The following is a 26,641-nucleotide window of genomic DNA, read 5'->3' as shown; positions in this document are numbered from 1 at the left end:
TTGAACTGCAAAATTTAGCAGAGAGTCGTTATTGTGAATCTACTCAGCTTGAGTACTGACCTTGTTCTTGTTTTCGCCTTTACGCTGGTGTTTTTGTTTTTCGCCCGCAAAGTGGCGAAAAAAATCGGGTTAGTGGATCGACCAAACTTTCGAAAACGTCACCAGGGTGTGATTCCCCTGGTGGGTGGTATTTCGGTATATGTAGGTATCTGTTTTACCTTTGTGATCTCCTGGGTAAACAGTAGCTACTATATCCCGCATGCCCGGCTTTATCTGCTGTGTGCCGGTCTGCTGGTGCTGATTGGCGCTCTCGACGATCGTTACGATATCAGTGTTAAAATTCGCGCGGCGGTACAGGCGCTGGTCGCCATTGTGATGATGGGGGTCGGGGGGCTGTATCTGAACAGCCTGGGGTACGTGTTTGGCTCCTGGGAGTTTTATCTCGGGCCCTTTGGCTATGTGCTGACCCTCTTCGCCGTGTGGGCGGCGATTAACGCGTTTAATATGGTCGACGGTATCGACGGCCTGCTGGGTGGGCTCTCCTGCGTGTCGTTTGCCGCACTCGGTTTTATTCTCTTCTTTGACGGGCAAATCAGCCTTGCGATGTGGTGCTTTGCCATGATCGCGGCCATTCTCCCGTATATCATGCTCAACCTCGGTATTCTTGGCCGCCGCTATAAAGTATTTATGGGCGATGCGGGCAGTACCTTTATCGGTTTTACCCTGATCTGGATCCTGATGGAGACCACCCAGGGGCAGACCCATCCGTTAAGCCCGGTCACTGCGCTGTGGATTATCGCCATCCCGCTGATGGACATGATAGCCATCATGTACCGCCGTTTGCGTAAAGGCCAGAGCCCGTTTACGGCAGATCGCCAGCATATCCACCACCTGATTATGCGTGCCGGTTTTACCTCCCGTCAGGCCTTTGTGCTGATAACCCTTGCGGCGGCTATCCTCGCCAGCATCGGCGTACTGAGTGAGTACTACACCATTTTCCCGGAATGGATGATGTTGGTACTGTTTTTGCTTGCATTCCTGCTCTATGGCTACTGCATTAAACGGGCGTGGAAAGTGGCCCGGTTTATTAAACGCGTCAAACGGCGGCTGCGCCGTGGGCATAATAAAAATCCAGGATTAACCAAATAAGATTGGGGACGTGATGAGACAACACATTCCGGTGGATAACGCGCCAGTGACTGATAATGAGCTCGATATTCGGGGGCTGTTTCGCACCCTGTGGCAGGGAAAAATATGGGTAGTGGGTACGGCTGTCCTGTTCGCGCTACTGGCACTGATTTATACCTTTTTCGCGCGCCAGGAGTGGAGCGCCACCGCCATTACCGATCGCCCGACAGTCAATATGCTGGGCGGATTTTACAGCCAGGAGCAGTTCCTGCGCAGCCTTGATTCCCGCCTGAACCCGACCACTACTGAGCCGCCCTCAGTGATGGAGGACGCCTATAAAGAATTTGTAATGCAGCTGGCCTCCTGGGATACCCGGCGCGACTTCTGGCAGCAGACTGATTACTACAAACAGCGCCAGTCTGGTAACAGTAAGGCCGATGCCGCGCTGCTGGATGAGTTAATCAACAACATCCAGGTGACCTTCGCTGATCCGACCCACAACACCAGCGACAGCGTGAAACTGGTGGCAGAGACCGCGCAGGATGCTAATAACCTGCTGCGCCAGTATGTGGCCTTTGCCAGCCAGCGCGCCGCCAGCCATCTGAATGATGAGCTGAAAGGGGCGTGGGCTGCCCGGTCTGCCCAGATGACCGCCCAGATCAAGCGCCAGGAAGCGGTGGCGCAGGCGGTCTTTGATCGCAAAGTCAGCAGTGTGGAGCAGGCACTGAAAGTGGCGCAGGCCAATAACATCAGCCGCAACGTCACCAGTGTACCGGTGGATGAGCTGCCGGACTCTGAGCTGTTTATGCTGGGCCGCCCGATGCTCCAGGCGCGCCTGGAGAATCTGCGCTCTGCCGGGCCGGATTATGACCTCGATTACGAACAAAACCGGGTGATGCAGGCATCGCTGGCGACCAGTCCGGAGCCGGACCCGAATTTCCAGACTTACCGCTATTTGCGTACCCCGGAAGAGCCGGTAAAACGCGATAGCCCACGCAGAGCATTTTTGCTGATTATGTGGGGCATTGTCGGGGTGCTGGTTGGGGCAGGTGTGGCTCTGGTCAAACGCCAGCGCAGCTAAATTTCAGCTAACCGGTGGCAGACACCTGACTGCCGGTTTTAACGAATAATGAGACTTGTTGTGAAAGTGTTAACCGTATTTGGCACCCGCCCGGAGGCAATTAAAATGGCGCCTCTGGTCCATGCCCTGGCACAGGATCCCTTTTTCGATGCCAGAGTGTGTGTGACCGCGCAGCATCGTGAAATGCTTGATCAGGTGCTGAACCTGTTTGCTATCCAGCCGGACTTCGACCTGAACATCATGAAGCCAGGCCAGGGGCTGACCGAGATAACCAGCCGCATTCTGGGCGGGATGCAGCCGATTCTGGAATCCTTCCGCCCCGATATTGTCCTGGTCCACGGGGATACCACCACCACCATGGCCGCAAGCCTGGCGGCGTTCTACCAGCGTATTCCGGTCGGCCATGTGGAAGCGGGCCTGCGCACGGGCGATATCTACTCCCCCTGGCCGGAAGAGGGTAACCGTCTGGTGACCGGGCGGCTGGCGCAACTGCATTTTGCCCCCACGGATATTTCGCGCCAGAACCTGGAAAAAGAGAATATTCCCGCGTCACGGATTGTGGTGACGGGCAATACAGTGATTGATGCGCTGATCTCAATTCGCGATCGGGTACTGGGCGATGATGCCCTGCGCCAGGAGCTCGATCAGCGCTACCCGTTCTTGCATAACGGTAAGCGGACCATTCTGGTTACCGGCCACCGCCGGGAAAGTTTTGGTGAGGGGTTTGAGCATATCTGCCAGGCGCTGGCGACCATTGCCGCGCAGCACGACGATGTGCAGATTGTCTACCCGGTACACCTTAACCCCCATGTGTCGGAGCCGGTAAACCGCATTCTGGGCCAGGTCGACAACATCATTCTGATTGAGCCGCAGGACTATCTGCCGTTCGTCTGGCTGATGAACCACGCCTATCTGATTCTGACGGATTCCGGCGGGATCCAGGAAGAGGCCCCTTCGCTCGGGAAACCGGTACTGGTGATGCGGGAGACAACAGAACGGCCAGAGGCGGTAAGTGCCGGTACGGTGCGCCTGGTGGGGACCAATACCGGGGAGATTGTTGAGCAGGTTAACCGCCTGCTTAACGACGAACATGACTATCAGGCGATGAGCCGGGCACATAATCCCTACGGGGATGGCGCAGCCTGCAGTCGGATCCTGGCAGCGTTAAAAAAATATCAGGTGACATTATGAGTTTTGAAACGATTTCGGTTATCGGTTTGGGGTATATCGGGTTACCGACAGCCTCTGCATTTGCTTCTCGTCAGAAGCGGGTTGTCGGTATTGACGTAAATGAAAAAGCGGTCGACACCATTAACCGTGGTGAAATTCATATTGTCGAACCGGAGCTGGGCGAGGTGGTGAAAGCGGCCGTGGCCGGTGGCTTCCTGCAGGCCCGCACCAAACCTGTGGCGGCGGATGCCTTCCTGATCGCGGTGCCGACCCCGTTTAAAGGGGATCACGAGCCGGATATGACGTATGTCCAGGCGGCGGCGGAGTCTATCGCCCCGGTGCTGCGTAAAGGCAATCTGGTTATCCTGGAATCCACATCACCGGTAGGGGCGACCGAGCAGGTTGCTGAGCGCCTGGCGGCACTGCGCCCGGATCTGAGCTTCCCGCAGCAGGTGGGTGACGCGGCTGATGTGAATATCGCCTACTGCCCGGAGCGGGTACTGCCGGGTAAGATCATGGTCGAGCTGATTAAAAATGACCGGGTGATCGGCGGTATGACGCCGGTATGCTCCGCCCGCGCCAGCGAACTTTATAACATCTTCCTTGAAGGCGAGTGTGTGGAGACCAACGCCCGCACCGCAGAGATGTGCAAGCTGACCGAGAACAGCTTCCGGGATGTGAACATCGCTTTTGCTAACGAGCTGTCGCTGATTTGCGCAGACCAGGGCATCAATGTCTGGGAGCTTATCCGCCTGGCTAACCGCCACCCGCGGGTCAATATCCTGCAACCCGGTCCCGGGGTTGGCGGCCACTGTATCGCGGTGGACCCGTGGTTTATCGTTGCCCAGAACCCGCAGCAGGCGCGGCTTATCCGCACCGCCCGTGAAGTTAACGACAGCAAACCCCTGTGGGTGATTGATCAGGTGAAAGCCGCCGTGGCCGATTGCCTGATGGAGACCGGACGCAGCGCCGACACCTTAAAGATTGCCTGCCTGGGGCTGGCGTTTAAACCGGATATCGATGATTTAAGGGAAAGCCCGGCGATGGAGATTGCCGAACTGCTGGGCGAATGGCACCGGGGCGAGCTGCTGGTGGTTGAGCCGAATATCCATACGCTGCCGGCGCGCCTGGCAAATCACGCGCAGCTGGTGAGCCTGACAGACGCGCTGCAACAGGCGGATATCCTGGTGCTGCTGGTGGATCACCAACCCTTCAAAGCGCTGGACGGGCAGCAGATTTCCCAGCGCTGGGTCATAGACACCAAAGGGGTATGGCGGTGAGAACAATCCTCGTTACCGGAGGTGCTGGGTTTATTGGCTCGGCGGTCGCAAGGCATATCATTACCCACACAGCGGATGCAGTGGTGGTGGTGGATAAGCTCACCTATGCCGGTAACCTGGCGTCTCTGGCACCGGTGGCGGATGACCCGCGCTATGCCTTTGAGCAGGCCGACATCTGTGACGCGCAGGCTATGGCGGATATCTTTGCCCGCTACCGGCCAGATGTGGTGATGCACCTGGCGGCAGAAAGCCATGTGGATCGCTCAATCGATGGCCCGGCTGCGTTTATTGAAACCAATATTGTCGGCACCTATGTTCTGCTTGAGGCGGCCCGACACTACTGGCATGGTCTTGCTGCCACGCCTAAAGCGGCTTTTCGCTTCCACCATATTTCAACGGATGAGGTCTTCGGGGATTTGCACGGTGGTGATGATTTCTTCACTGAGACCACCCCCTATGAGCCCAGCAGCCCTTACTCCGCCTCCAAGGCCAGTAGTGATCACCTGGTGCGTGCCTGGATGCGCACCTACGGGCTGCCGACGCTGGTGACCAACTGCTCCAATAACTATGGTCCCTATCACTTCCCGGAAAAACTGATCCCGCTGATGATACTGAATGCGCTGGCGGGCAAGCCACTGCCAGTTTATGGCGACGGTAGCCAGATTCGTGACTGGCTTTATGTTGAGGATCATGCCCAGGCACTGTATCTGGTGGCAACGACCGGAAAGCCCGGGGAAACATGGAATATTGGCGGCCATAATGAGCGTACTAACCTTGATGTGGTGAAGACGATTTGCGAGCTGCTTGAAACTCTGGCCCCGGAAAAACCGGCCGGAGTAGCGCACTACCGGGATTTGATCACCTTTGTGGCCGACAGACCAGGTCATGATCTGCGTTACGCCATCGATGCCAGTAAAATTGAGCGCGAGCTGGGCTGGCGCCCGCAGGAGACGTTTGAGAGCGGCATGCGTAAAACCGTAGAGTGGTATCTCTCGCACCAGAGCTGGTGGCAGCAGGTGCTTGATGGCAGTTACCGCGGTGAGCGTCTTGGACTGGGGCAGTAAGCCGGGCGGAGGAGAGCTGATGAAAGGTATTATTCTGGCGGGGGGATCTGGCACCCGTTTGCATCCGATAACCCGTGGGGTATCGAAGCAGTTGTTGCCGGTCTACGACAAGCCAATGATTTATTACCCGTTGTCGGTGCTGATGCTGGCGGGTATCCGGGAGATCCTGATTATTACCACGCCGGACGACAAGACGGCGTTTCAGCGCCTGCTGGGGGACGGTAGCGGCTTTGGGGTGCACCTTGAGTACGCAACGCAACCACGCCCGGAGGGGCTGGCCCAGGCGTTTATTATTGGCGAGTCGTTTATTGGTGATGATGCCTGCTGCCTGGTGCTGGGAGATAATATCTTTTTCGGCCAGGGCTTCAGCCCCAAACTGCGCCAGGTGGCGGCCCGCCAGCAGGGGGCTACGGTGTTTGGCTACCAGGTGATGGATCCTGAGCGTTTCGGCGTTGTGGAATTTGATGATGATTTCCGGGCGCTGTCGCTGGAAGAGAAACCCAAACAGCCGCGTTCTAACTGGGCAGTCACCGGGCTGTATTTCTACGATAACCGCGTGGTTGAGTTCGCAAAGCAGGTGACGCCTTCTGAACGCGGAGAGCTGGAAATCACCTCCATTAACCAGATGTATCTGGCAGCCGGAGAGCTGACCGTGGAGCTGCTGGGCCGGGGCTTTGCCTGGCTGGATACCGGCACCCATGACAGCCTGATTGAAGCGAGTACATTCGTTCAGACAGTTGAGAAGCGCCAGGGGTTTAAAATTGCCTGCCTGGAAGAGATAGCCTGGCGTAATGGCTGGCTGGACGACGATGGCGTGCGTACTGCCGCCGCGCAGCTGGCAAAAACGGGCTACGGCCACTATCTGCTGGAGTTATTACGTGCCCGTCCACGCCAGTATTGAACCCCTTGAGTGGGAAAGCCATTTTTTTGGCATTGAAAGCGGGATCCTGCGCTTTGACCCACAGGCCCGGCCGCTGGAGAAAGCGCTGCTGGACAGCTGGCCCCGGGTGCAGGCCAAAATCGCCACCGGGCGCAGCGACCAGCTGGATGCCCTGCAACAGCTGGGTTTTCAGCTGGTAGAAGGCGAACTGGATTTTTGTGTACCGGTAGGCCCCGGACAGGGAGAGGCTCCGGCCACGGTACAGGCTGTGGCTGAGGATATCGCCCACCTGCGCGAGCGTGCCGCCGGGGTGTTTACCCAGAGCCGCTTTCGCGCCCCCTGGTATGGGGCGCAGGACAGCGGGCGGTTCTACGCCCAGTGGATAGAAAACGCCGTGCGCGGCACGTTTGATCACTGCTGCCTGATACTGCCCGGGGAGCCCGGAGAGCTGCGCGGGTTTGTCACCCTGCGCCAGCTGAACAATCAGGATGCGCGGGTCGGGCTGCTGGCCGGGAAAGGGTGCGGCGGCGAACTGATGCAGGCCGCCAGCCACTGGTGCGCCGGGCGTGGGCTGACGCGGCTGTATATCGCCACTCAGATTAGTAATAGCGCGGCAATCCGGCGCTATATTCGCAGCGGCGGCGAGGTTATCGGCTCCGCTTACTGGCTTTACAGGTGAAAAAATGATCCCTTTTAATGCCCCACCGGTGGTGGGAACTGAAATTGAGTATATGCAGTCCGCGCTGGGCAGCGGAAAACTCTGCGGTGACGGGGGCTTTACCCGTCGTTGTCAGTTATGGATGGAGCAGCATTTTCGCAGCAAAAAAGTGCTGCTGACGCCGTCATGCACCGCTTCTCTGGAGATGGCGGCGCTGCTGCTGGACATTCAGCCCGGCGACGAAGTGATCATGCCCAGCTATACCTTTGTCTCGACGGCTAACGCCTTTGTGCTGCGCGGGGCCACCATCGTATTTGTGGATATCCACCCGGACACCATGAATATTGACGAGACCAAAATCGAAGCCGCAATCACCGACAAAACCCGGGTTATCGTGCCGGTTCACTATGCCGGGGTGGCCTGCGAAATGGACACCATTATGGGGCTGGCGGCCAAATACAACCTGTTTGTGGTTGAAGACGCCGCTCAGGGGGTGATGTCGACCTACAAAGGGCGCCCCCTGGGCAGTATCGGCCATATTGGCTGCTACAGCTTCCATGAAACCAAAAACTACACCTCTGGTGGTGAGGGCGGGGCAACACTTATCAATGATCCGGCGCTGGTGGAGCGGGCAGAGATCATCCGCGAGAAAGGCACCAACCGCAGCCAGTTCTTCCGTGGTCAGGTGGATAAATACACCTGGCGGGATGTGGGCTCCAGCTACCTGATGTCTGATCTCCAGGCCGCATACCTGTGGGCCCAGCTGGAGGTGGCTGAGCGCATCAATCAGCAGCGCCTGGCACTATGGAAAAATTACTACGACGCCCTGGCGCCGCTGGCCGCCAAAGGGCGCATCGCGCTGCCGGTTGTTCCGGCAGACTGCGGGCAGAATGCCCATATGTTCTATATCAAGCTGCGCGATGAAGCAGACCGCAGCCGGTTAATCAGCTGGTTTAAAGAAGCGGAAATTATGGCCGTGTTCCACTATATTCCGCTGCACTCCAGCCCGGCGGGGCAACAATTTGGCCGTTTTCATGGCGAGGACCGGTATACCACCACAGAGAGCGAACGCCTGCTGCGTCTGCCGCTGTTCTATAACCTGTCACCCGTTAATCAGCGCAGCGTGATTAACACGCTGCTGAGCTACTTCTCCTGACATGTCGTTAGCCAGAGCCTCAGTGTGGACTGCCGGGTCCACACTGGTAAAAATTGGCGCAGGCCTGCTGGTGGTCAAACTGCTGGCGGTGGCCTATGGCCCCGGCGGTGTCGGTATGGCGGGAAACTTTCGCCAGATGGTCACCGTGCTGGGGGTGCTGGCCGGTGCCGGTATCTTTAACGGGGTCACCAAATATGTGGCCCAGTATCAGCAGCAGCCGGCGCCTCTGCGCCAGGTTGTGGGCACTGCCTCTGCGATGGTGCTGGGCTTCTCTACGCTGCTGGCGGTGGTGTTTATCTTCGCCGCCGGGCCGGTCAGCCGTGGGTTATTCGGCCACGAGCAGTACCGGGGCGTGGTGCAGCTGGTGGGGCTGGTACAGATGGGCATCGCCTGGGCGAACCTGACACTGGCGTTACTGAAAGGGTATCGGGATGCGGCGGGCAACGCCCTGGCACTGATGGCGGGCAGCGTTATCGGAGTGGCGGCCTACTTTGTCTGCTGGCGTATTGCCGGGTATGCCGGTGCGCTGCTGGGGCTGGCGCTGGTCCCGGCGCTGCTGGTGATCCCCGCCATGTATATGCTGCACCGGCGGCGCCATTTTCCGCTCAGTTGGCTGAAGCCCTGCTGGGACAGCACGCTGGCCGCCAGCCTGAGTAAGTTTACCCTGATGGCGTTAATCACCGCCGTTACGCTGCCGCTGGCCTATGTGATGATGCGTAACCTGCTGGCCAGCCACTATAGCTGGGAAGAGGTGGGGATCTGGCAGGGTGTGAGCAGCATTTCTGATGCCTACCTGCAGTTTATTACCGCTTCGTTCAGCGTCTATTTGCTGCCGACCCTGGCCCGCCAGACCGAGAGCCAGGCTATCTCCCGGGAGATTGGCCGGGCGCTGCGCTTTGTGCTGCCTGCCGTGGCCCTGGCCAGCCTGACCGTGTGGCTGCTGCGCGATGTGGCTATCTGGCTGCTGTTTTCCGACAAGTTCACCGCCATGCGCGGGCTGTTTGCCTGGCAGCTGGTGGGCGACGTGCTCAAGGTGGGCGCGTATGTGTACGGCTACCTGGTGATTGCCAAAGCGTCACTGCGTTTTTATATCCTGGCGGAAGTCAGCCAGTTTGCCCTGCTGACCGGTTTCTCCCACTGGCTGATCCCGGCCCACGGGGCGCTGGGGGCGGCCCAGGCCTATATGGCGACGTATATTGTCTACTTTGCCCTGTGTAGCGGCGTGTTTCTTCTCTGGCGTAAGCGAGCATGACAAAACTACTGCATATTCTGGGATCGGATATCCCGCACCATAACCAGACCGTGCTGCGGTTCTTTAACGATAAGCTGGCGGCGGAGACGACGCTGGCACACCGGTTTATGGTGGTGGCCGGTGCGGGCTTCACACCAGAGGCGTACCCCGCGCTGGATATCACCGTCTACCCGGGCAAAAGCGCACTGGCAAAAGCGCTGGTGGCCTTTGCCCGCCAGCACCCGGATGACGGCCTCTTCTTCCACGGGCAGTTTAATACCGGGGTCTGGCTGGCGCTGCTGCGCGGCGGCCTTAAGCCTGCCCGGGTCAGCTGGCATATCTGGGGGGCGGACCTGTATGAAGTCTCATCTTCCCTGAAGTTTCGCTTATTTTATCTGATTCGCCGCATTGCCCAGGGGCGGGTGGGGCGGGTCTTTGCCACCAGGGGCGATCTGGATTACTACCATCAGCGCCACCCGGTGGTGCCGGGGCAGTTGCTCTACTTCCCGACCCGGATGGACCCGCAGCTCAATACCCTGGCAGACAGCATCACCCGCCAGGGGCCGCTGACGATTCTGGTGGGCAATTCCGGCGATCGCAGTAATAACCACATTGCGGCGCTACAGGCGGTGCACCGCCAGTTCGGCGATACGGTCAATGTGGTGGTGCCTATGGGGTATCCGGCGAATAACCAGGCCTATATTGATGAGGTGGAGCAGGCCGGTCGCGGGCTGTTCAGCACCGGGCATTTGCGGGTGCTGCGTGAGCAGATGCCCTTTGCTGAGTATCTGCAGTTGCTGCGCACCTGCGATCTCGGCTGGCTCACCTTTGAGCGCCAGCAGGGGATAGGCACCCTGTGTCTGCTGATTCAGGCCGGGATCCCCTGTGTGCTGAGCCGTAAAAATCCGTTCTGGAAGGATATGGTGGCAGAGCAGTTGCCGGTATTGTTCGAGGGCGACGTGCTCAGTGAGCAGATTATTCGCCAGGCACAGCGCCAGCTCTCCTGCGTGGATAAGCAGCACATTGCCTTTTTTAACCCGGGTTACCTGGCAGGCTGGCATGATGCGCTGCGCCTGGCGGCAGGGGGGCGCCCATGAGTCTGTTACAGTTCTGCGGTCTGTTTGTGGTCTGGCTGTGTGCAGTGCTGTTTATTGGCACGGTGACACTGCAGGCGTTCCGGCAGTTCCGGTTTAATTTCCACGCGTTCTTCTCGCTGCTGTTTCTGCTGACGTTCTACTTCGGCTTCCCGCTGACCTCGGTGCTGGTGTTCCGGTTTAATGTCAGCGTGGTGCCGCCAGAGATGCTGTTGCAGGCGCTGCTCTCTGCCACCGGGTTTTACGGTATTTACTATGTGGCCTATAAAACCCGGCTCCGGAGAGCGCCCCCGGCGCCCGGCGGTAACGGGCTGTTTACCATGAACCGGGTGGAAACCAACCTGATGTGGGGGCTGCTGATGCTGGTGGCCCTGGTCAGCGTGTCGGTTTTCTTCATGCACAACGGGTTTTTGCTGTTTAAGCTCCAGTCTTACAGCCAGATATTTTCCAGTGAAGTGTCAGGCGTGGCGCTTAAGCGGTTCTTTTATTTCTTTATTCCCGCCATGCTGGTGGTCTATTTTCTCAACCCCACCTTTAAGATGTGGCTTTTCTTCCTCGCCAGTACGGTGGCCTTCGGGTTCCTGACCTATGTGATTGTGGGGGGCACCCGGGCCAATATTATTATCGCGTTTGCCCTCTTTTTGTTTATCGGCATTGTGCGTGGCTGGATCTCCCTGTGGATGCTGGCCTCTGCCGGGGCGGCCGGGGTTGTTGGTATGTTCTGGCTGGCCCTGAAGCGCTACGGGTTAAATGTCAGCGGTGATGAGGCGTTTTATACGTTCCTGTACCTGACCCGCGATACCTTCTCCCCCTGGGAAAACCTTGGCCTGTTGCTGCAAAACTACGACAAGATTGATTTCCAGGGGCTGGCGCCGATTGTGCGCGATTTTTATGTCTTTATTCCCTCCTGGATGTGGCCGTCGCGACCCGGTATCGTGCTCAATACTGCGAACTACTTCACCTGGGAAGTGCTGAATAACCACTCCGGGCTGGCCATCTCCCCCACGCTTATCGGCTCGCTGTTTGTGATGGGCGGCCCCTGGCTGCTGGCACCGGGGGCGGTGGTGGTCGGGCTGATTATCAAATGGTTTGACTGGATTTACCTGCGGGCTAATCAGACGCCAAACCGCTATAAAGCGGCGGTGCTGTACAGCTTTTGCTTCGGGGCTGTTTTCAACATGATTGTGCTGGCCCGTGAAGGCCTGGATGCGTTTGCCTCCAGAGTGGTGTTTTTTATGGTGATTTTTGGCCTGTGTCTGCTGGTGGCTAAACTGCTCTACTGGCTGCTGGACAGTGCGGGCCTGGTTCATGCGCGCTCGTCAGCCATGCTCAGACGATCCTCCTGAACCTTTATGTCCGACAAGGAAAAGAATGACTGATATAACAACAGTACCGTATTACAAGGTGCGCGGTCTGGAACTTCTGGGATGGCGCGATATGAACCATGCGCTGGATTACCTGTATCAGGACGGCCAGCTCCGCAAGGGGACGCTGGTCGCCATTAACGCGGAAAAAATCCTCACCATGGAGTCTGATCCGGTGGTGCATGATTTAATTGCCGCCGCAGAGTTCAAATATGCAGACGGCATTAGCGTGGTGCGCTCGGTACGCAAAAAATACCCCCAGGCGCAGGTGTCGCGCGTGGCGGGGGCCGATCTCTGGGAGGCGCTGATGGCGCGGGCCGGTCGTGAAGGTACGCCGGTATTCCTGGTGGGCGGCAAACCCGGGGTTCTGGAGGAGACGGTTGCCAAACTGCGCAGCCAGTGGCAGGTGAATATTGTCGGTGCCCAGGATGGCTACTTTGCCGCCCAGGATCGCGACGCGCTGTTTCGCCGGATCCGCGACAGCGGGGCGAAAATTGTCACCGTGGCAATGGGCTCGCCGCGCCAGGAGATCCTGATGCGTGACTGCCGCCAGGTGTATCCGGATGCGCTGTATATGGGGGTTGGTGGCACTTACGATGTCTTCACCGGCCACGTTAAGCGCGCCCCGCGCCTGTGGCAGCAACTGGGGCTTGAGTGGCTGTATCGTCTGGTGCTTCAGCCCAGCCGCATTCGCCGCCAGCTGCGTTTACTGCGCTATCTGGCCTGGCACTACAGCGGCAATATCTGAACCTGGTAGCGCATCTGCACTGGTGCGCTGCCTGTTTCCGCTGATCTTCTCCCGTCTTGTTACAACTCTTCGTTATTTCATAACGTAGTATTTGCCATCAGGCAAAAAATGCGAAACCATTGCCACCCCTATCAGGTACGGTTGCGACTACCCTATCCGGCGTAACGCCGCCGGGCATCGCGTACTGATGTTCACAAAACAATAACCGGAAAACCGGACCACCGCAGACACTGGTCATTGAGGATTTATGGCAGAGAAAAAAGAAGCGCTCCAGCGAGGCCTGGAAGCGCGGCATATCGAACTGATCGCGCTGGGCGGCACCATTGGCGTGGGGCTGTTTATGGGCTCCGCCAGCACCCTGAAGTGGGCAGGCCCCTCCGTATTACTGGCCTACATTATTGCGGGCCTGTTTGTCTTTTTCATTATGCGCTCAATGGGGGAGATGCTGTTTCTGGAGCCGGTAACCGGCTCGTTTGCGGTCTACGCCCATCGCTATATGAGCCCGTTTTTTGGTTATCTGACCGCCTGGTCCTACTGGTTTATGTGGATGGCGGTGGGGATCTCTGAAATTACCGCCGTTGGCGTGTATGTCCAGTTCTGGTTCCCGGAGCTTCCCCAGTGGCTACCGGCCCTGATAGCCGTGGCGCTGGTGGCGCTGGCGAACCTTGCGGCAGTGCGCCTGTACGGCGAGATTGAATTCTGGTTTGCGATGATCAAAGTCACCACCATTATTGTGATGATCATTGTGGGGCTGGGGGTGATTTTCTTTGGCCTGGGCAATGGCGGCCACGCGGTGGGATTCAGCAATCTGACCGCCCACGGCGGCTTCTTTGCCGGGGGCTGGAAAGGGTTTCTGACGGCGCTCTGCATTGTGGTGGCCTCATATCAGGGGGTGGAGCTTATCGGTATCACCGCCGGGGAGGCGCGTAACCCGCAGGTTACGCTGCGCAGTGCGGTCGGTAAGGTGCTGTGGCGGATCCTGATTTTTTATGTGGGCGCGATTTTTGTGATTGTGACCATCTTCCCGTGGAACGAAATCGGCAGCAATGGCAGCCCGTTTGTGCTGACGTTTTCTAAGATTGGTATCGCCACGGCGGCCGGGATTATTAACTTTGTGGTGCTGACGGCGGCGCTCTCCGGGTGTAACAGCGGTATGTACAGCTGCGGGCGTATGCTCTATGCGCTGGCCAGTAACCGCCAGTTGCCTGCCGCGATGGCGAAAGTCTCCCGTAATGGTGTTCCGGCCATGGGGGTGGCAGTCTCTATCGGGATCCTGCTGGTGGGCTCCTGCCTGAATTATATTATCCCGAACCCGCAGCGGGTCTTTGTGTATGTGTACAGCGCCAGCGTGTTGCCGGGGATGGTGCCCTGGTTTGTGATTCTGATAAGCCAGATTCGCTTTCGCCGCGCGCACCGCAACGCCATGGCCAGCCATCCGTTCCGTTCGGTGCTCTTCCCGTGGACCAATTACCTGACCATGGCATTCCTTGGCTGTGTGCTGGTGGGCATGGGGGTGAATGAAGATACGCGCTTATCGCTGATTGTCGGGGCGCTTTTCCTGGTGCTGGTGACCCTTGGCTATAAGGTATTCGGGCTGGGTAAGCGGGGAATTGCCCGGAAATTGAATGATTAAGTGCCAAAATGCGCAAAGCGTAACCAAACGCGCATTTTCTTAAAAAAAGCACTAGACAGAAATGCGCTTAGGCCGTAGTATCCCCTCCCGCAACGGCGCTAAGCGCCCGTAGCTCAGCTGGATAGAGCGCTGCCCTCCGGAGGCAGAGGTCTCAGGTTCGAATCCTGTCGGGCGCACCATTTAGCAGTGCCTGAGTTGCGAGATACTTTCCTGTATTACAGTTAAGTATCGCAGAGATTTACAGTGGTGGTTATAGCTCAGTTGGTAGAGCCCTGGATTGTGATTCCAGTTGTCGTGGGTTCGAGCCCCATTAACCACCCCATTCTTTTCGTGGTTATGCGAAGGTGGCGGAATTGGTAGACGCGCTAGCTTCAGGTGTTAGTGTCTTAACGGACGTGAGGGTTCAAGTCCCTCTCTTCGCACCACACCCGAATTGAACCAGAAATACAAAAGCAGTACATCGGCGAGTAGCGCAGCTTGGTAGCGCAACTGGTTTGGGACCAGTGGGTCGGAGGTTCGAATCCTCTCTCGCCGACCAATTCAGACCCCTGTTCGTATGAACAGGGGTTTTTTGTTTTTACGCCTCCGGATCCCCCCCTTTACTGCTTCTGCCCCGGGTGTTGCCAGAACAACACAGCCCCGGGTGTGGTTGTCTCTGTCTGGTGACATTTAACCCTCTGTTTATGCACTATTATTTTAAAATTCGCGCTGCGCGTCGTTATATGGCGACAGTTCCGGTGCCGGGGTGCAGCTGACAGCCCCGGGGGAGGGCCAGAGGCGGGGCCCTTATTATTTTTTGCGGTCCGGCTGTAAGGCTGGCACGCAAAGTGCAATAATACCCGGGTAGATGCTCATTCCATTTTTATGCTCGCGGTAACGCCTCATAATGCCGGGAATGACGCAGAGCCGTTTACGGTGCTTATCGTCCACCAGAAAGATGTCGCTCACGCCTCATCAGACACCATGGACACAACGTTGAGTGAAGCACCTTTGTTGTCCGAATGACCTGTTTTAACGCCCGCTGAGTTCAGCGGGCGTTTTTTTATCTGCGTTATCCGGGCATGAAAAAAGGCGAACCGGAGTTCGCCTTTGTGTGTCGGGCTTAGCCTGTGGTGGATCAGGCGTTTTTGTCGTTTTTCAGGGTCAGCAGCAGCCCGTCGCGGCGCATGGTCGCCGCCTCTTCCGGCTGATGCTGCCGGTCAAGCGCATCCGCAAGCCAGGCGTAGTCGTAGGCGTCCGGGCGCAGCTTAAGCGCTGCGCGAAACGCCAGGGTTGCCTCCTGCCATTCCCCGTGCTTCATCAGCAACTGCCCCAGGGTGCTCCACAGCAGTGGGTTTTTGTCGTCGGCCTTCAGTTGCTGGCGCAGGGCTTTTTCCAGCTGCTGCGGGTTGTCTGATTTCAGCTTCGGCATCAGCATGACCAGGCGGTCATCGTACTGATGCTTAAGCCCTTCCAGAATGACCTGCTGGGCGCTCTGGTTGTCGTTGCATTCCATCAGATGATCCGCCATAGCCACCTGCAGGCTGGTCTGCTGGCGGGTTTTGCGGCTCTGGTTCTTCCACCACAGGTTCAGCCCCTCGCTGCCCTGTTCGGCCATGAGCTGCTCCATAATGCCGATCCACGCCTGCTGGCGCAGATTGTCACGGTGCTGCTCGTCGCCCACCTGGGCTTTTTCCATGGAGGGCAGAATATCCAGCAGGGCGCTCCAGGCACCGGTGCGGATATACGCCTGCTCAGCAAGACGCAGTACCTCAGGATGGCGGGGGGTGACCTCCAGCAGCTTATCCACACCGCGGCGGGCCGCGTGGTTTTCGTTACGGGCCAGCTGCAGGCGCACCCGGGTAATTTCCACCGGGATCTGGTTGTTGTCGGCCAATTCTGCCGCGCGCTCCAGGTGCTGATTGGCGCGGATCTCGTCCCCGCGCTGCTGGGCGGCCTCTGCGGCCAGCAGGTAGTTCACGACCGGCTGTTCGGCGTGATCGGCGTTCTGGGCCATCAGCTTTTCAACTTGCTGATAATCCCCCTCCGCCAGCTTCAGCAGTGCCTGGCTGGTCTGCTTACGGGCGCGGTTACGTTTGCGGCCAAGAAACCAGCCGTGGGTGCGCGCACCGGTGCGGAAGATACGGCGCAGTATCCACTCAATGGCAAACAGCACCACAAGGCACAGGACCAGCATGATAATCAGGCCCGTGACGCTGGTTTCCACGTTGTAGTTGTCGGTCTGGATCAGGACATAGCCCTGGTGGCCCGCCAGCATTGGGCCGAGGACTATACCGGCAATCAGTAACAGAAAGAGTAACAGGACTTTAATCATGATTACTCTCCCTGCGCAGCAGCCGGTGCTGCGCTATCGGGTGTGGCCGGTTGTGCCGTGGTGGTATGTTCCGGTGCAGGTGCAGGTGCAGGTGCAGGTGCAGGTGCAGGTGCAGGTGCAGGTGCAGGTGCAGGTGCAGGTGCCGGAGCAGGTACCGGGGCCGCGCTGTTGCTGGCTGATTGCGCCATCAGATTGCGCACCCGGGTCTGGACCAGTTTTTCCATCACCGGCTGGCTTTTGAGCGTTTCCGGCACATCCATATTGATGTTTTGCTGGCTCAGGTTATTAAGCTCTTCAAGGAAGGCGCGGGTGCTGGCATCGTTGGTATCGTAGTAGGCGCGCACCCAGGTGGCGACATTTTCCAGCGACTGCTTGTAAACATCGCTCTGGTGGCGCGGTACGGCCTGTACGGCAATCAGCAGGCGAGAGCGAATATTCTCCCGCAGATAGATATCCTGGTTCGGCGCCAGCAGCGGAACGGCGCTCTCATCCCGGCGGCGGATAGTAATAAAGCTGTCCATAAAACTGTCCCAGCTTTTTACCAGGTTCTGGCGCCATTCCGTTAACGAGCTGGAGAGCTCGGCACTGTCGGCGTCCATGGGGGAGTCATCGGTATTGTTATCCGCCAGGTGCAGGTTATCCACCTGGTTGGTCAGCTGGTTGAGCTTCAGGATAATCCCGTCGTAATCGGTCTGGGTGAGGGCGGAAAGGGTGGCAATATCTTCCGTAATCGCCCGGCGTGCGCCAATAAGGCTCGGATCGTTCATGTCCGCCAGGCTGGCATCGGCACTTTTCAGTAACGCCGCCGCGGTTGTGACATCCTGATCGCTCCACAATTTTCTGCCCGCCAGCTTAACCAGGAAATCGGCCTGGGCCAGCAGCCAGGTTTTGGCATCGCTGCCGGAAATCATCGCAACCTTCTGCTGGACCTCTTTAAGCTCCTTTGCGAGCTGATCCCGGGCCGTGGTTGCGGCGTTTAGCTGGGCCGCCTGCTGATTGAGCAGGGTGGTGAAGGCGTCCTGCTGCTGTTTTTGCTGCTGCTGTAGCGTTTCCAGCTGGCTGCTGAGGCTGTCGCTCATGGCCAGCTGCGAGGATGCCTGATGCTTACCCCAGGTGTACAGGCTCACGCCAGCGGCCAGTGCGATGGCAATAGCAATCGCCCCCAGGGCGATACCTGCCACCCCGTGGCGCGGGGGCTTCGCGGGTGTACTGGCCGCGCTCTTCTTCGCACTTTCCGGCGATGACCCTACAGCCGCGCTGGTTTCTTCAACCCTGGCGGAGGACTCTTTCTGTTGTTCCGTCATTCTGACATCCCATGTTTACTGTGATGGTAACGCGCGTAATAGCGCATCATTGTCCGCATTGTCGGCGACCTGAATATCCCGCCAGCCCAGCTCCCGGGCCAGGCATGCCAGACGCTCACTGACGACCACCAGTTGACAGGTCAGCAACCAGTTGTGCCGATACCACTCCGGCGTAAGCGTATACAGCTGGCGCAGCATCTCCCCGCTGGTCACGATAAGCGTGCGAATACCGCGCTGTTGCCAGCGATGGGCCTCCTGCGCGCCGTTATAGTGCCTGGGGCTACGCTGGTAGCATTCGCTGTAGGCTATCTCTGCGCCGCGCGCCGCCAGGGTCGTACCCAGCAGCTCGCGGCCGCCATTGCCGCGCAGGATCAGCGCCCGCTTCCCGGCAATATTTTGCAATTCAGGTAATTGTAGCAAGACTTCGCTGATTTCCCGATCCTGCGGATAGCGAATATCCAGCCCGGTCACGTTGTGAAACGCCAGCGCGGTAGTTCTGCCAATGGCGAACCACTGAACATGCCCGGGCCAGGGCTGGCCGCTGTGGCTCAGCGCGCGCCGGGCGTACTCTACCGCATGTTGTGACAGGACAAATCCGAGATCGCCCGGCCTCAGCCCGGCCAGGGCCGCCGGAAGCTGTGCCAGCTCGCGCCCGGGGGAGAATTCAATCAGCGGAAAATGCCAGGCCTCCCGCCCCAGGCTGCGCAAACGTGCGACCAGTTGCTCTCCGGCAGGAGAGGGGCGGGTGACCAGGATACTCATGCGGAGTGGGCCCCGTCGTCTGAGAGGGCGGCCAGAATTTCCCGGGCGCCATTGTTCAGCAGCTCATCCGCCAGCGAGGTGCCCAGCGCTTCGGCCTGTGCGGCCGGGCCACGGCGCTCACCGCGAATAATGCGCGAGCCGTCCGGATTGCCGACCAGCGCCCGCAGCCAGATCTCATCGCCCTGTAGTTCCGCATAGCTGCCAATCGGCACCTGACAGCCCCCTTCCAGGCGAATGTTCATCGCCCGTTCTGCGGTGACCCGGGTGGCGGTTGCGCTGTGGTTCAGGGCCGCCAGAAAGCGGCGGGTGGTTGTATCGTCCAGGCGGCACTCTACCCCGACCGCCCCCTGGCCCACCGCCGGGAGTGACTCTTCCGGGGTGAGCAGTGAACGGATCCGGGATTCCAGCCCCAGGCGCCGGAGCCCGGCGGCGGCAAGAATAATCGCGTGATAGTCGCCGCCATCGAGCTTACTGAGCCGGGTGCCCACGTTACCGCGCAGGGAGCGGATCACGAGATCCGGGCGCCGGGCGGCAATCTGGCACTGGCGACGCAGGCTGGAGGTGCCGACAATACTGCCGGGGGGCAGCGCATCCAGGCTGGCGTAGTCGTTAGAGACAAACGCATCGCGGGGATCGTCCCGCTCGCAGATGGTAACCAGCCCCAGACCCTCCGGGAACGCCACCGGGACATCCTTCATGGAGTGCACGGCGATATCTGCCCGGCCATCCAGCAGGGCGAGCTCCAGCTCTTTGACAAACAGCCCCTTGCCGCCCACTTTGGCCAGCGGCGTATCGAGGATAATATCGCCCCGGGTGACCATGGGTACCAGCTCCACCGTTAATGTGGGGTGGCAGGCTTCCAGGCGCGTTTTGACATATTCCGCCTGCCATAAAGCAAGCGGGCTCTGGCGAGTGGCAATTCTGAGTACATTGTCTAACATGCTAGTTACCGTCTATTTATTCTCTGACCATCCTAACATCATTGCTGATGAAAGGCTTAATGTACCTGTTTTTGCCGGTGAAATGGGGAGGCGCGCACGATGACCTGGCGGTATAAATCTGCGCCGGATTGACTTTGTAACGTATCTTTCTTTACGGTCAACAGGCAAGGTGTTAAATTGATCACGTTTCCAGCAGTTGTCTACCTGACTTATCACAACCACAACGGTAGATATAGGGAAACGGGTTACTTCTGAGAAATACTGAAACCATCAGGCGATACGTCTTGTACCTCTATATTGAGACTCTGAAACAGAGACTGGATGCCATCAACCAACTGCGTGTCGATCGCGCACTGGCTGCTATGGGGCCTGCTTTCCAACAGGTTTACAGTCTGCTGCCTACACTTCTGCATTATCATCATCCGCTGATGCCGGGCTATATTGATGGTAACGTTCCCCATGGCATCTGCCTTTACACGCCGGATGAGACCCAGCGTCACTATCTCGATGAGCTGGAGCTGACCCGCGGCATGCCGCCTCAGGCTACGCTGTCCGGTGAGTTACCCATCACCGGTGTCTATACCATGGGCAGCACCTCCTCAGTGGGGCAAAGCTGCTCGTCGGATCTGGATATCTGGGTGTGCCACCAGGCCTGGCTGGATGCGGATGAGCGCCAGCTGCTGCAGCGTAAATGCAGCCTGCTGGAGAGCTGGGCCGCCTCGCTGGGGGTGGAGGTCAGCTTCTTCCTGATAGACGAAAACCGTTTTCGCCGTAACGAGAGCGGCAGCCTGGGGGGAGAGGATTGCGGCTCAACCCAGCATATCCTGCTGCTGGATGAGTTCTACCGCACCGCGGTACGCCTGGCCGGGAAACGTATTCTGTGGAATATGGTGCCGGGCCAGGAAGAAGACCACTACGACGATTACGTGATGAGCCTGTATGCCCAGGGCGTGCTGACTCCCAACGAGTGGCTGGACCTGGGGGGGCTTAGCTCCCTGTCTGCCGAAGAGTACTTCGGTGCCAGCCTGTGGCAGCTGTATAAGAGTATCGACTCCCCCTATAAGGCGGTGCTCAAAACCCTGCTGCTGGAAGCCTACTCCTGGGAATACCCCAATACGCAACTGCTGGCCAAAGAGATCAAACAGCACCTGCATGACGGCGAGATAGTCTCTTACGGTCTTGACCCTTACTGCATGATGCTGGGCCGGGTAACCCGCTACCTGGTGGAAGTGAAAGACGACGCGCGCCTTGATCTGATTCGCCGCTGTTTCTACCTCAAAGTGTGTGAAAAGTTATCCCGCGAACGCGCCTGTGTCGGCTGGCGGCGTGAAATACTGAGCCAGCTGGTCAAAGAGTGGGGCTGGGATGAGCAGCGCCTGGCGATGCTGGATAACCGCGCCAACTGGAAAATTAAAGAAGTTCGCGACGCGCATAACGAACTGCTCGACGCCATGATGCAGAGCTACCGTAACCTGATCCGTTTTGCGCGGCGCAATAATCTGAGTGTCAGCGCAAGTCCTCAGGACATCGGCGTGCTGACCCGTAAACTGTATGCGGCGTTTGAAGCCCTGCCCGGTAAGGTGACTCTCGTTAACCCGCAGATTTCGCCAGATCTTTCCGAGCCGGATTTGACCTTTATCCATGTGCCTCCGGGCCGGGCGAACCGTACCGGGTGGTATCTGTATAACCGCTCGCCGGACATGAACTCCATTGTCAGCCAGCAGCCGCTGGAATATAACCGCTACCTGAATAAACTGGTGGCCTGGGCGTGGTTTAATGGCCTGCTCACCTCCCGTACCCGGTTGTATATCAAAGGCAATGGCATTGTCGATTTAGCCAAGCTGCAGGAGATGGTGTCTGACGTCTCAAGCCACTTCCCGCTGCGTTTACCGGCGCCGACCCCGAAAGCGCTCTACAGCCCTTGTGAGATCCGCCATCTGGCGCTGATTGTTAACCTGGAATATGACCCGACAGCGGCATTTCGCGATCGGGTGGTCCATTTTGATTTCCGCAAGCTGGATGTGTTCAGCTTTGGCGAAGATCAGCAGTGCCTGGTGGGCAGTGTGGATCTGCTGTATCGCAACTCGTGGAATGAGGTGCGTACCCTGCACTTTAACGGCGAGCAGGCGATGATCGAAGCCCTGAAGACCATCCTCGGTAAGATGCACCAGGATGCGGCCCCGCCGGACAGCGTTGAAGTGTTCTGTTACAGCCAGCACCTGCGCGGGCTTATCCGTACCCGGGTGCAGCAGCTGGTCTCTGAGTGTATTGACCTGCGCCTGACCTGCTCCTCCAGCACTCGCCAGGAGCCGGGGCGCTTTAAAGCTCTGCGTATTGCCGGGCAGACCTGGGGGCTGTTCTTTGAGCGGCTGAATGTCTCGGTCCAGAAGCTGGAAAACGCGGTGGAGTTCTATGGCGCGATTTCCAACAACAAACTGCATGGCCTCTCGGTACAGGTAGAAACCCACCATATCCAGCTACCGGCCGTGGTCGATGGTTTTGCCAGCGAAGGGATTATCCAGTTCTTCTTTGAAGAAAGCCCCGACGATCAGGGCTTTAATATCTATATTCTGGATGAGAGCAACCGGGCGGAGATTTACCACCACTGCGAAGGCAGCGTGGAAGATCTGGTGCGCGATGTGTGTCGTTTCTACTCCTCGTCACACGACCGCTTTACCTACGGCTCCAGCTTTATCAACTTCAACCTGCCGCAGTTCTACCAGATTGTTAACGTCGACGGCCACAGCCAGGTTATCCCGTTCCGCAGCCAGCCTGGCCGGGTCACCGCCGCGGCGGGCACCGGCGGCGGCGAGGTTGCCCCCTTACTACAGCAGTATCAGTAAGGCACTTACCGGAAGCTGACCTTCTCACCTGACTGAGCGCTGCATGCCTCTTCCAGCAGGTGCCAGAAGGTCTCGCCGCTGCGATCGCACACCCACTCGTCCCCTTTGAGGTCGAAGTGGTAGCCGCCATTTCTGGTCGCCAGCCACACCTGGTGCAGCGGCTCCTGGCGGTTAATGATAATTTTGCTGCCGTTTTCAAAGCTCAGCGTCAGCACGCCGCCATTAATTTCACAATCAATGTCGCTATCGCCGTCATAATTATCGAGGGTTTCTTCGATAGTCAGCCACAGCTCGTCAGCCAGACGATGAAATTCACTGTCGTTCATGGTCATTTCCTGTTGAAGGGTATCGCCGCAGTATAAAAGCTGCGCCGGGGAATAGGAATGGTATCGGGTGCGAAGAAACCACCCGGCCCGGGAATATCCAGGTGTTTGCTGCATCGAAGTATTGCTTTTCAGGGATCACCTGCGATGATATAGCCATCACCTCAGTGGCGCTCATGAGTGCGGCCACTGAGCCCGGGATTAATAGCCACCAGAAAAAATAACAAGCGAGCAGGCATGAAGAATACGTTGAGAACGCTGGCGGTAGTGCTGGTTTTGTTTAACCTCTCCGGTTGTGGTCTGAAAGGGCCGCTTTATTTCCCGCCGGAAGACGGTAAACCGGTCGCACGACCCACCCAGACCCAGACGCAAACCGTGCGCCCGGATGAGCCAACACGTAACGATCGCGCCGTCTCTGCCGGTCCGACCCAGGTAAATTACTAATAGCGCATCGTTCATGGCCGCAGTGACGGAGCAAAAAATGCAGTTCTCTAAAATGCATGGTCTTGGTAATGATTTTATGGTCGTTGATGCGGTAACGCAGAACGTCTATTTTTCGCCGGAGCTTATCCGCAAACTGTCCGATCGCCACCTCGGGGTGGGGTTTGATCAGCTGCTGATCGTCGAGCCGCCTTACGATCCGGATCTGGATTTTCACTACCGGATCTTCAATGCGGACGGGAGCGAAGTCTCCCAGTGCGGTAACGGCGCCCGCTGTTTTGCCCGTTTTGTGCGCCTCAAAGGGCTGACCAATAAACGGGATATCCGGGTCAGTACCGCCAATGGCCGGATGGTGCTGAGTGTATCGGAAGATGAACTGGTCACTGTGAACATGGGCGAGCCGCGCTTTGAACCGTCCCAGATCCCGTTTCGGGCCAACAAAGCGGAAAAAACTTATATTATGCGCGCGGCGGAGCAGACAGTATTGTGCGGTGTGGTCTCTATGGGGAACCCACACTGCGTGATTCAGGTCGACAACGTGGACACCGCCGCTGTGGAAACCCTGGGGCCGGTCATGGAAAGCCACGAGCGCTTCCCGGAGCGGGCCAATATCGGCTTTATGCAGGTGGTCGACCGGGAATACATTCGCCTGCGTGTCTTTGAACGCGGTGCCGGTGAGACCCAGGCCTGCGGCAGCGGTGCCTGTGGTGCTGTGGCGGTCGGTATTCAGCAGGGGCTGCTGGCCGGGCGCGTGCGTGTCGACTTACCCGGCGGGCGCCTGGATATTGCCTGGAAGGGGCCCGGGAATCCGCTGTTTATGACCGGGCCTGCCACCCACGTCTATGATGGATTCATTCACTTATGAGCAATGCCGGAGAAACTCAGGAACAGCCAGAACTGCTCACGGATCGTGAGGTCTGTGACTATCTGAGCCAGCACCCGGACTTTTTTATTCGTAATGCCCGTCTGGTGGAACAACTGCGGGTTCCGCATCCGGTGCGTGGCACCGTCTCGCTGGTGGAGTGGCACATGGCCCGCCAGCGTGACCGGATAGGCCACCTGGAAGAGGATATCGGGCTGCTGCTGGAGCAGGCCCGGGAAAACGAAGGGCTGTTTTACAGCCTGCTGCGCCTGCAGAATGTGCTGGTCGCGGCAGACAGCCTGCAGGACATGCTTAACCGGCTTCACCGCTGGGCGAGGGAGCTGGGGCTGGCCGGTGCCAATATCCGCTTATTCCCCGATCGCTGGCGCATTGGCGCCCCTTCTGACTTCACCCACCTTGGGCTTACCCATCAGGCTTTTGAGCCGCTGCGCATTCAGCGCTTTGGCGATGGCCAGCACTACCTGGGCCCGCTACACGGCCCGGAACTGCTGACCATGCTGCCCCAGGGCAAGGCTATCGGCAGCGTGGCGATGTCGCTGCTGGGCCAGGACGGTAACGACGGGGTGCTGATCTTCAGCAGCCGCGACCCTCAGCATTATCAGGCCGGGCAGGGCACCCAGTTTTTACAGGAGCTGGCGCTGATGCTGCCGGGGCTGATTGAACGCTGGATCGAACGCGTATGATCCCCACTGAATTGCAGGATGCGACAGAACGCTTTCTGCGCTACCTCCGGGTTGAGCGCCAGCTCAGTCCTGTAACTCTGGTGAACTACCGGCGTCAGCTTGATGCGCTGATTGTGCTGGCGAGCGCCGCGGGGTTACAGCACTGGGCCGGGTGTGACGCGGCGATGGTGCGCAATCTGGTGGTGCGCAGCCGCCGGGCCGGGCTACAGGCGTCGAGCCTTGCGCTGCGCCTGTCGGCACTGCGCAGCTTTTTTGACTGGCTGATAAGCCAGGGAGAGCTGCAGGCGAACCCGGCAAAAGGGATAACCACCCCCCGGGCACCGCGCCACCTGCCGAAAAACATTGAAGTAGACGACATTAACCAGCTGCTGGATATCGATATTAACGATCCGCTGGCGGTACGTGACCGGGCCATGCTTGAGGTGATGTACGGGGCCGGGCTGCGTTTGTCTGAGCTGGTCAATATGGACTGCAAACACCTGGATCTGGCCAGTGGCGAAGTGTGGGTTATGGGGAAAGGCAGCAAAGAGCGCCGCCTGCCCATCGGCCGCAGCGCGGTAAGCTGGCTGGAGCACTGGTTTGATCTGCGTGAACTCTTCGGCCCCGAAGATGACGCGGTGTTTGTCTCAAAACTGGGGCGGCGCATCTCCCCGCGCAATGTGCAAAAGCGTTTTGCCGAGTGGGGGGTTAAACAGGGGCTGAGCAGCCATGTGCACCCGCATAAGCTGCGCCACTCGTTTGCCACCCATATGCTGGAGTCCAGCGGTGATTTGCGCGGTGTTCAGGAGCTGCTGGGCCACGCCAACCTTTCAACGACCCAGATCTATACCCATCTGGACTTTCAACACCTGGCATCGGTTTACGATGCGGCGCACCCGCGCGCTAAACGGGGGAAATCGTAATGCGTTTTTATCGCCCGCTGGGGCCGGTTGCGGCACTCACGTTTGACCTGGACGATACACTGTATGACAACCGCCCGGTGATCCTGCGTACCGAGCAGGAATCGCTGCGCTTTTTGCAGGAGTACCACCCGCGGTTTCGCACCCTGCAGCCGGAAGACTTTTTACACCTGCGCCAGGCACTGCGCCAGGCGGAGCCGGAAATCTACCACGACGTGACAGAATGGCGCCGCCGGACCATTGAGCAGGCGCTACTGGGCGTGGGGGAAACGCCGGAAAAAGCCCGGCACGGCGCCGGGCTGGCGATGGCGGAATTCGCCCGCTGGCGCAGCCGGATTGAGGTGCCACAAGAGACCCACCGCACCCTGAAGGCGCTGGGGCAAAAATGGCCGCTGGTGGCGATTACCAACGGTAACGCGGAGCCGGAGAAGTTCGGCCTGAGCGGCTACTTTGAGTTTGTGCTGCGCGCCGGGCCTGACGGGCGCGCCAAACCCGCAGGCGATATGTACCGGCTGGCGGCTAAGCGGCTGGGGGTGACGGCGGCGGAGATCCTGCATGTGGGGGACGATCTGACAACCGACGTGGCGGGCGCAGTGCGCAGCGGCCTGCAGGCCTGCTGGATCAACCTGCGCGGTGAGGATTTAATGCACGTCAGCGACAGCCGTCTGCTACCCCACCTGGAAATTTCTGCCTTGGCATCCCTTAGCGCACTGATATAATTCTCACCAGTTCTGTATATAATTCCAGGGGTATCTGCCCCT

Annotated in this window: 24 protein-coding genes and 4 tRNA genes; 23 read left to right on the top strand and 5 right to left on the bottom strand. The window is 58.4% G+C overall.

What is annotated here, in order from left to right; all coding sequences use genetic code 11:
- Positions 1–33 precede the first annotated feature (33 nt).
- The 17 genes from wecA (at position 34) to EBL_RS18330 (ending at position 15,025) form a co-directional block, all read left to right on the top strand.
- Positions 34–1,149 carry a UDP-N-acetylglucosamine--undecaprenyl-phosphate N-acetylglucosaminephosphotransferase gene (gene wecA / locus EBL_RS18410; protein WP_002444152.1) on the top strand — a complete coding sequence of 372 codons (1,116 nt, stop codon included), beginning with the start codon at positions 34–36 and terminating at the stop codon, positions 1,147–1,149.
- Between the two features lie 13 nt (positions 1,150–1,162).
- Positions 1,163–2,209 carry an ECA polysaccharide chain length modulation protein gene (gene wzzE / locus EBL_RS18405; RefSeq protein WP_014716245.1) on the top strand — a complete coding sequence of 349 codons (1,047 nt, stop codon included), beginning with the start codon at positions 1,163–1,165 and terminating at the stop codon, positions 2,207–2,209.
- Between the two features lie 60 nt (positions 2,210–2,269).
- Positions 2,270–3,400, top strand: coding sequence for a non-hydrolyzing UDP-N-acetylglucosamine 2-epimerase (gene wecB, locus EBL_RS18400; RefSeq protein ID WP_002444156.1), 1,131 nt, complete (start codon positions 2,270–2,272; stop codon positions 3,398–3,400).
- A complete protein-coding gene (wecC, locus tag EBL_RS18395; RefSeq protein WP_002444158.1) occupies positions 3,397–4,659 on the top strand; it encodes a UDP-N-acetyl-D-mannosamine dehydrogenase in 1,263 nt (420 codons plus the stop codon). The genes wecB and wecC overlap by 4 nt, the downstream gene beginning before the upstream one ends.
- On the top strand, positions 4,656–5,723 hold the full coding sequence (gene rffG, locus EBL_RS18390) for a dTDP-glucose 4,6-dehydratase (RefSeq protein ID WP_002444160.1): 1,068 nt from the start codon (positions 4,656–4,658) through the stop codon (positions 5,721–5,723). Before wecC ends, rffG begins: the two co-directional genes overlap by 4 nt.
- Positions 5,724–5,742: 19 nt before the next feature.
- Positions 5,743–6,624, top strand: a complete 882-nt coding sequence (gene rfbA, locus EBL_RS18385; RefSeq protein WP_002444162.1) for a glucose-1-phosphate thymidylyltransferase RfbA — start codon at positions 5,743–5,745, stop codon at positions 6,622–6,624.
- The gene (rffC, locus tag EBL_RS18380) at positions 6,602–7,282 is read left to right on the top strand and encodes a dTDP-4-amino-4,6-dideoxy-D-galactose acyltransferase (protein WP_002444164.1); all 681 of its coding nucleotides are present in this window, start codon (positions 6,602–6,604) and stop codon (positions 7,280–7,282) included. The genes rfbA and rffC overlap by 23 nt, the downstream gene beginning before the upstream one ends.
- 4 nt (positions 7,283–7,286) lie before the next feature.
- The gene (gene rffA / locus EBL_RS18375; protein WP_002444166.1) at positions 7,287–8,417 is read left to right on the top strand and encodes a dTDP-4-amino-4,6-dideoxygalactose transaminase; all 1,131 of its coding nucleotides are present in this window, start codon (positions 7,287–7,289) and stop codon (positions 8,415–8,417) included.
- Between the two features lies 1 nt (position 8,418).
- Positions 8,419–9,669, top strand: coding sequence for a lipid III flippase WzxE (gene wzxE, locus EBL_RS18370; protein WP_002444168.1), 1,251 nt, complete (start codon positions 8,419–8,421; stop codon positions 9,667–9,669).
- On the top strand, positions 9,666–10,745 hold the full coding sequence (gene wecF / locus EBL_RS18365) for a TDP-N-acetylfucosamine:lipid II N-acetylfucosaminyltransferase (RefSeq protein ID WP_002444169.1): 1,080 nt from the start codon (positions 9,666–9,668) through the stop codon (positions 10,743–10,745). Before wzxE ends, wecF begins: the two co-directional genes overlap by 4 nt.
- Positions 10,742–12,088 (top strand): ECA oligosaccharide polymerase, encoded by a 1,347-nt coding sequence (gene wzyE, locus EBL_RS18360; protein WP_002444170.1) that lies wholly within the window; start codon positions 10,742–10,744, stop codon positions 12,086–12,088. The genes wecF and wzyE overlap by 4 nt, the downstream gene beginning before the upstream one ends.
- A 25-nt stretch (positions 12,089–12,113) precedes the next feature.
- The gene (gene wecG / locus EBL_RS18355) at positions 12,114–12,854 is read left to right on the top strand and encodes a lipopolysaccharide N-acetylmannosaminouronosyltransferase (RefSeq protein ID WP_002444172.1); all 741 of its coding nucleotides are present in this window, start codon (positions 12,114–12,116) and stop codon (positions 12,852–12,854) included.
- Between the two features lie 247 nt (positions 12,855–13,101).
- Positions 13,102–14,487 carry a bifunctional threonine/serine APC transporter ThrP gene (gene thrP, locus EBL_RS18350; protein WP_002444174.1) on the top strand — a complete coding sequence of 462 codons (1,386 nt, stop codon included), beginning with the start codon at positions 13,102–13,104 and terminating at the stop codon, positions 14,485–14,487.
- A gap of 102 nt (positions 14,488–14,589) precedes the next feature.
- Positions 14,590–14,666: transfer RNA gene (locus EBL_RS18345), tRNA-Arg, on the top strand.
- A 67-nt stretch (positions 14,667–14,733) separates the two neighbouring features.
- Positions 14,734–14,809: transfer RNA gene (locus EBL_RS18340), tRNA-His, on the top strand.
- Between the two features lie 16 nt (positions 14,810–14,825).
- Positions 14,826–14,912: transfer RNA gene (locus EBL_RS18335), tRNA-Leu, on the top strand.
- A 36-nt stretch (positions 14,913–14,948) separates the two neighbouring features.
- Positions 14,949–15,025, top strand: a tRNA-Pro gene (locus EBL_RS18330).
- 579 nt (positions 15,026–15,604) lie between these two features.
- Here the strand turns inward: EBL_RS18330 and hemY are convergent.
- From hemY to hemC, 4 genes are read right to left on the bottom strand one after another with little or no spacing between them, the layout of a single operon-like run.
- Positions 15,605–16,801, bottom strand: coding sequence for a protoheme IX biogenesis protein HemY (gene hemY, locus EBL_RS18325; RefSeq protein ID WP_002444176.1), 1,197 nt, complete (start codon positions 16,799–16,801; stop codon positions 15,605–15,607).
- Positions 16,802–16,803: 2 nt separating this feature from the next.
- Positions 16,804–18,105, bottom strand: a complete 1,302-nt coding sequence (hemX, locus tag EBL_RS18320) for a uroporphyrinogen-III C-methyltransferase (protein ID WP_002444178.1) — start codon at positions 18,103–18,105, stop codon at positions 16,804–16,806.
- Between the two features lie 15 nt (positions 18,106–18,120).
- Positions 18,121–18,867 carry a uroporphyrinogen-III synthase gene (gene hemD, locus EBL_RS18315; protein WP_002444180.1) on the bottom strand — a complete coding sequence of 249 codons (747 nt, stop codon included), beginning with the start codon at positions 18,865–18,867 and terminating at the stop codon, positions 18,121–18,123.
- Complete coding sequence (gene hemC, locus EBL_RS18310; RefSeq protein WP_002444183.1) at positions 18,864–19,808, bottom strand: hydroxymethylbilane synthase; 945 nt, start codon at positions 19,806–19,808, stop codon at positions 18,864–18,866. The genes hemD and hemC overlap by 4 nt, the downstream gene beginning before the upstream one ends.
- 284 nt (positions 19,809–20,092) lie before the next feature.
- Between hemC and cyaA the strand changes: the two genes are divergently transcribed.
- Entirely contained in the window at positions 20,093–22,651 is a 2,559-nt protein-coding gene (gene cyaA / locus EBL_RS18305; protein ID WP_002444185.1) for a class I adenylate cyclase, read from the top strand.
- 5 nt (positions 22,652–22,656) lie between these two features.
- Here the strand turns inward: cyaA and cyaY are convergent, their stop codons facing one another.
- Entirely contained in the window at positions 22,657–22,977 is a 321-nt protein-coding gene (gene cyaY / locus EBL_RS18300) for an iron donor protein CyaY (RefSeq protein ID WP_002444187.1), read from the bottom strand.
- Between the two features lie 234 nt (positions 22,978–23,211).
- On the opposite strand from cyaY, the gene lptM reads away from it, so the two are divergent.
- The 5 genes from lptM to yigB are packed head-to-tail and all read left to right on the top strand — an operon-like array spanning position 23,212 to position 26,599.
- The gene (lptM, locus tag EBL_RS18295) at positions 23,212–23,418 is read left to right on the top strand and encodes an LPS translocon maturation chaperone LptM (protein ID WP_002444189.1); all 207 of its coding nucleotides are present in this window, start codon (positions 23,212–23,214) and stop codon (positions 23,416–23,418) included.
- A gap of 37 nt (positions 23,419–23,455) precedes the next feature.
- A complete protein-coding gene (gene dapF / locus EBL_RS18290; protein ID WP_002444191.1) occupies positions 23,456–24,280 on the top strand; it encodes a diaminopimelate epimerase in 825 nt (274 codons plus the stop codon).
- The gene (locus EBL_RS18285; protein WP_002444193.1) at positions 24,277–24,981 is read left to right on the top strand and encodes a DUF484 domain-containing protein; all 705 of its coding nucleotides are present in this window, start codon (positions 24,277–24,279) and stop codon (positions 24,979–24,981) included. The genes dapF and EBL_RS18285 overlap by 4 nt, the downstream gene beginning before the upstream one ends.
- On the top strand, positions 24,978–25,883 hold the full coding sequence (gene xerC, locus EBL_RS18280; RefSeq protein WP_014716241.1) for a tyrosine recombinase XerC: 906 nt from the start codon (positions 24,978–24,980) through the stop codon (positions 25,881–25,883). The genes EBL_RS18285 and xerC overlap by 4 nt, the downstream gene beginning before the upstream one ends.
- Positions 25,883–26,599: a 5-amino-6-(5-phospho-D-ribitylamino)uracil phosphatase YigB gene (yigB, locus tag EBL_RS18275; protein WP_002444206.1), complete on the top strand. Its 717-nt coding sequence runs from the start codon at positions 25,883–25,885 to the stop codon at positions 26,597–26,599. The genes xerC and yigB overlap by 1 nt, the downstream gene beginning before the upstream one ends.
- Positions 26,600–26,641 lie beyond the last annotated feature (42 nt).

It is taken from the genome of Shimwellia blattae DSM 4481 = NBRC 105725 (assembly GCF_000262305.1).
Lineage (GTDB): Bacteria > Pseudomonadota > Gammaproteobacteria > Enterobacterales > Enterobacteriaceae > Shimwellia > Shimwellia blattae.
The sequence above is the reverse complement of the archived record's forward strand: the minus strand, read 5'-3'. Positions and strand labels throughout refer to the sequence as shown.